The organism is Streptomyces sp. NPDC005774, from assembly GCF_042871645.1.
Taxonomy (GTDB): Bacteria; Actinomycetota; Actinomycetes; order Streptomycetales; family Streptomycetaceae; genus Streptomyces; species Streptomyces pratens.
Genome location: NZ_JBIAIV010000114.1, coordinates 1 through 4,973, shown reverse-complemented (window position 1 = coordinate 4,973; position 4,973 = coordinate 1). Strand labels below are relative to the sequence as shown.

The window sequence follows — 4,973 nt, the reverse complement described above, 5'->3', positions numbered from 1 at the left end:
CCGCCTGGCTGGTACAGCCGCCGCATCTGGACCGAGACCGCCGAGGCGGCAGAGCAACAGACTCCATGAGTGCACTGTGCTTGACAGATCTCGACCACCCACCGCTTCGGTTGCGGAACGAACCCTTTGGCCTTGTCGTCGGGGTTGCGGACCACGGTCTCGACGGTGATGCCCAGCAGGGCGCCGTGGATGATGGTCTCGTCCTTGAACCCCTGGTCGACCAGGGCTTTCTCCAGGTGGTTGCCGCACCGCTCGGCGGCCTGGGTGAGCAGGGCGGTGCCGGCGGCGTTGTCGTGGGCGGAGGCGGCGAGCACGACGACTCCGATGATCAGGCCCAGGACGTCGACCACGAGTCCGCGCTTGCGGCCCGGTGTCTTCTTGAATGGTCAGCCGCCGACCGCCGTCCGACTCCGGCGGATGCACGACCGCAGGTGGGCGCACGTCCATGGCACCAGCATGTGCCGGGACCGGTCGGCCCGCAGCTTCCGGTCCTTCCGGGGTTCCGAGCCCGAGATCCGCAGGGTGTCGCCGGGCGAGTCCAGCCCCGGGGTGCGGCATCGCGGGCGGCCTCGGCCCGGGAGGGGCCCGGAAGCCGACTGGGCCAGGCCAGGCCATCGAGTGAGTCACATGGTGGTCAGTCCGCCTCGTATTTCGGTCGATGATCCGATGCCGGGCGCACACTGGATGCAGAGGGCCATGTGTAGTGAGCCGAACATGGAGGTGGGCCATGAGCACTCTCGAAGAACACATCGACGTCGGAGTTCCGATCGACACGGTCTGGGACATCCTCCACCGGGTGGAGGACTATCCGCGCTTCGTGGAAGGAGTGCGCGAGGTCCGTACGGAGGCGGGGGGTCGGGCACGTTTGGAGATCGAGGCCGACGGCCGGGTCCGGGAGTTGGAGGCCGAGGTCTCGGACCGCAGGGGGGAAGGCGTGATGGAGTGGCACACCACGGGCGCCCCCGAGCTGGTGGGTTCCGTCTCGCTGAAGCCGATCGACGAGAACCGCACCCGGGTCCAGGCCAGGCTCGAGTACGACCCGGGCGCGATCAGGGAGGCCCTCGGCGGGCCGAAGGGATTCGCCCAGGCGAACGCGATCGAACGGCTCGTCCGCAGCGATCTGGAGCATTTCAAGGAGTGCGTGGAACAAGGGCGGTGAGGGTAGCAAAAGGCGGGCGTTGCCGGGCCGTTGAGAACGGGCAGCCTCCGCTCTGAGCGGCCGCCGCGCGGCGAGCTGGGTACTGCAGCTCGTGCTCGCGGTGGCGTGTCGACGGTGGGGCGGGACGCGTCGCACGAGCGTGTGGACGGGGGTGGGGGACCGTGGCGGAACGCTCCCCGCAGAGCAGCGACATCGGGCTGGCGGTATGCCGGTCAGGTCTCGATCACGGCATCGCAGTCGGGGCAGAGCACGGATGCGTACCCCCGCGGGGTACCAGGGCGCCCAGGGGCCCTCGGAGGGCTTCCAGCCGACCGTCTCCAGGGCGAAGGGGCCTTGCCGCAGAGGGTTCCGCGGTCCCGTGGTGGCGGGTGCCCTGGGGCGGAGGGCGCCGCGTGCACCCTGCGGACAGGCCGTTCCGCACCAGCCGGTATCCCCGGGGAAATGCGCGGGGCCATCGGCTTGCCGAGCTCGTACACGACAGCGATCCCGCTCATTCCTCCGCAGTAGGCGGCCGCGCGGTCGCCGCGCCCGCAGCCTTGAGCCGGGTGGTCATCCAGCCCCGTCCACCGGTTCGAGCCTGGCCACCTCGAACTCCACCCGGACCTCGTCGGCCAGCCGCAACGCACCCAGGAACGCGGTGTAGGGCTTGATTCCCCAAGTGGATTGCATGACGGTCGCCCAGCCGCGCAACAGCCCCTCGCCATTGCTCTTCCCGTGCACCGTCACCGGGTGGGTCCGGCCCCTGATGGTGAGCTCCCCGGTGATCTCGAAGGACTGCGGCGTGCCCGTGATGCCGGTGGAACGGAAGGTGATCGTGGGGTGCTCTGCGGTGTGCAGCAGAGTTTTGCCCCCTAGAGTCCGTTTGATCTCGGCCCGGTCGGCATCGGTGAGCGCTTTCAGCCCGCCCGTTCCCTCCCGGACCTCCAGTGAGCCCGTCTCGACCGCCACAGCCACCGACGACCTGTCGGGGTGACCGACGGCCATCACCGCTTCCCCGGACCACCGGGTGGCCTCGATCGTGAGATCGTGCCCCGCCCTGCGGCCCAGCCCGGCGCGGCCGGTCCTGATCAGGAGGCGGCCGGTCGATGGCCCGAGCCGGTACGTTCCGTCTGTCAGCGTCACAGCGCCGAGGGTATGGGGCGGATGCGGTTGCCGCCGTCGAAGGAGCCCGGTCGGCGTGTCCCGCGTAGGTCGAGATGGCGCTGTGCCGCAGCAGAACCGGATGCCCAGGTCGCGGCCACGATGCGCGCCTGTCCGCTGCCGCGAGACCCGCCGGGGAAGCGCGGCGCGGCGTGACCGCCACCCGTGCTGCCGATCAGTCGCCCTCCGAACCGCGAGCCACCGGTTTGTCGACCACAGGTCCAGGCCGCCGAGACCGTTCGGCCCTGCATCGGAAAGCCGTCTGCCTGTTCGCTGCCTGACACAAACGGTTTGCGGAGGGAACTGGTCAGGTATGCCCCTCGGGCAGACCCTCGCGCCCCAACGCCTCAGCGGTGACAACGGTGACAGCGCGACGTTGTTCGGTAGCCGTCAGGTAGCCGGAGCCGGGCCGCAGCCGCAGGCGCGCGGCGCCCCGAGAAGGTCACGCTTCGTCGGCGAGGCAGAGGTTGCATCACTCGCGCGCCGCTCCGCGGTGCCGCGGTGGCGGCCGGCGCCGCCGTAGCGGGCGATGGTGAGCACGCCGAGAGCGGGCTGCTCCCCGATGGCACGCAGCGGATTCTCCAGCGATCCGATGGGCAGCCTCGTGGTGATCGTGAGTCCGCACGCCTGGGTTGGCGCATCCTCGCCCAGCCGCCAGCAACCCCCGGGGGCCCCGCTTGCCCACGGCTCGGGGCCATGCCCGCACGCCGCTGCGCTTTCGGCTCGGAGGCCCGCCAGGCGTCGCCTGCCTCCTTGGACTCCCAGAACGACACCCCGGTGATCTCCTGGCCGTCCTCGGACCAGTACGCGAAGGCGCGGCGCAGACCCTGCGGGTAGGGGGCCGGGCGCCAGGCCCGCTCGAACTCCTGAAGGGTGCACGGCCGGACGCGGCGCGTCGTCACCCAGACGAAGTGCTCCTCCATCGCAGCCTCCTCCACATGACCGGTTCGGCTTGCCGGCCCTGTCAGACCACCGTGGGTCCCGAGCACCGCTTCTGCCTGCGCGGTGATCGCGGCGCCGCCGAAGCTCCCTGGCGCGAGGCAAGACTTCGTCGATCCGGTGTCATCGGACGTTTCCGATCGCGGGGGACCGGACGGACGATGGAAGGGGGCGGCCCGGAGCGCTGTCTGGGCTGTGTGAGGTGTGCCCCGTCGGTGGTGATGGCGATGAAGGGTTCGATCAGGATCGGGAGTGTGCGCGGGGTGGTGTTGCGGGCGCACTGGAGCGTGCCGTTGATCATGTTTCTCTTCGCGTACGGTCTGGCCAGCGGGACGCTTCCCGCGTACGCCCCTGAACTGGCGCCCGTGGTGTACGCGGTCGCCGGAGTTGTCGGCGCTCTGCTGTTGCTGGTCAGTCTGGTGGTGCATGAGGCGGCGCATGCGCTCATGGCCCGCAGGTCCGGGATCTCCGTGCGGGACATGACGCTGTGGGCGCTGGGCGGAATGACCAGGATGGACCGGCCGACAACGGCGCGGGCGGCGTTCGCGGTCGCCGTCAGCGGACCGTTCGCCAGCCTGCTGCTGGGCGGGGCCGCCCTGGGGGGCGCAGCTGGGGTGCACGCGGTGCTCGGCTGGAGGATACCGGTTGCCGTGCTGGGCTGGCTGGGTGGCACGAATCTGCTACTGGGCGTTTTCAACCTGTTGCCGGCCGCGCCGCTGGACGGGGGCCGGGTGCTCCAGGCCGTGTGGTGGTGGCGTGCGGGGGACCGCGAACGGGCCCAGCGGGCGGCCGGGCGCAGCGGGCAGATCGTCGGCATAACGCTGGGAGTGATGGGATGGCTGGCGTTCGTGAGGGGGGTACCGGGCGGATTGTGGCTTATGATCGTCGGCCTGTTCGTGGCGGTCACCTCCGCGGCCGAACGACGGTGGGCCGAGCTGGCCACGGCCCTGCGCGGCTTGCGGGTGGCGGAGGCGATGACCAGTCCGGCGGTCACCGGTCCCGACTGGCTGACCGTAGACCGCTTCCTGTCCGACGTGGCCGCTCCGGCTGGGCATTCCGTACTGGCGTTGGTGGACTTCGAGGGCCGCCCCAGCGGTGTCGTGCAGCTGCGCAGACTGGCTGCCGTGCCGTCCGGGCGGCGGGAGGTACTGCGGGTACGGGCCGCGGCGACCCCGTTGTCGCAGTGCACTCTCGCCGCACCGGACGAGCTGCTGACCGCCGTCCTTGAAGGTCTTGGCTCCGGGGGCGGCCTGCCCATCCTGGTCATGGACGGCGGACGCCTCTGCGGGATCGTCACCGCGCACGATATCGACCGGCTCTCCCGGCGGCACACGACAGGGATGGCCTGCGGTGCTCCACCTCCCGGCCATGGCCTCCGTCTGCGGCTTCCTCACCGGCGGGGACACTCCCCTTCAGGAGGCACGAGCAGACGGCGACCATGCTGATCAGGGCAATTCCGGTGCCTGGGAAGTAGGGCGTGGGGCACGGTCAGCGCGCTTCACAGGCCAGAACGCACCACGGTGACCGGGCAGTGCACGTAGTGGAGAACGGCCTGGCTGATCGAGCCCAGCAGCAGTCCGGCGGACACTGTCACGTTGGCTGACAGTGAGACCGAAGCCTTCTGGGCCCAGTTCCTGCGTCACCTGCGCGAACGCGGCCTGACCGGCGTCCGCCCGGTCATCTCCGACAGCCACAGCGGCCTGGTCAAAGCGATCCGCAAGGTCATGCTCGGCGC

4 protein-coding genes and 2 pseudogenes are annotated in these 4,973 nt (G+C 70.5%); 3 read left to right on the top strand and 3 right to left on the bottom strand.

The features are described 5' to 3' along the window. Window positions 1–89 precede the first annotated feature (89 nt). A pseudogene (locus ACFYQA_RS39135) lies at window positions 90–380 on the bottom strand (transposase); the annotation flags it as partial. 347 nt (window positions 381–727) lie between these two features. On the opposite strand from ACFYQA_RS39135, the gene ACFYQA_RS39130 reads away from it, so the two are divergent. Continuing rightward, window positions 728–1,159, top strand: a complete 432-nt coding sequence (locus ACFYQA_RS39130; protein ID WP_388928576.1) for an SRPBCC family protein — start codon at window positions 728–730, stop codon at window positions 1,157–1,159. 549 nt (window positions 1,160–1,708) lie between these two features. Here ACFYQA_RS39130 and ACFYQA_RS39125 read toward each other — a convergent pair. Beyond that, window positions 1,709–2,281: a YceI family protein gene (locus ACFYQA_RS39125; RefSeq protein ID WP_388928574.1), complete on the bottom strand. Its 573-nt coding sequence runs from the start codon at window positions 2,279–2,281 to the stop codon at window positions 1,709–1,711. A gap of 1,184 nt (window positions 2,282–3,465) precedes the next feature. Between ACFYQA_RS39125 and ACFYQA_RS39120 the strand changes: the two genes are divergently transcribed. After that, complete coding sequence (locus ACFYQA_RS39120; RefSeq protein ID WP_388928572.1) at window positions 3,466–4,683, top strand: site-2 protease family protein; 1,218 nt, start codon at window positions 3,466–3,468, stop codon at window positions 4,681–4,683. A gap of 53 nt (window positions 4,684–4,736) precedes the next feature. Here ACFYQA_RS39120 and ACFYQA_RS39115 read toward each other — a convergent pair whose 3' ends face one another. Beyond that, on the bottom strand, window positions 4,737–4,832 hold the full coding sequence (locus tag ACFYQA_RS39115; RefSeq protein WP_388928570.1) for a universal stress protein: 96 nt from the start codon (window positions 4,830–4,832) through the stop codon (window positions 4,737–4,739). A 10-nt stretch (window positions 4,833–4,842) separates the two neighbouring features. Between ACFYQA_RS39115 and ACFYQA_RS39110 the strand changes: the two are divergent. Beyond that, window positions 4,843–4,973, top strand: a pseudogene (locus ACFYQA_RS39110) (transposase); the annotation flags it as partial.

What these genes read in the sequence shown, in the direction of transcription:
- ACFYQA_RS39130 (WP_388928576.1), top strand. Translation starts at nt 728, where the DNA reads ATGAGCACTCTCGAAGAACACATCGACGTCGGAGTTCCGATCGACACG.
- ACFYQA_RS39120 (WP_388928572.1), top strand. Translation starts at nt 3,466, where the DNA reads ATGAAGGGTTCGATCAGGATCGGGAGTGTGCGCGGGGTGGTGTTGCGG.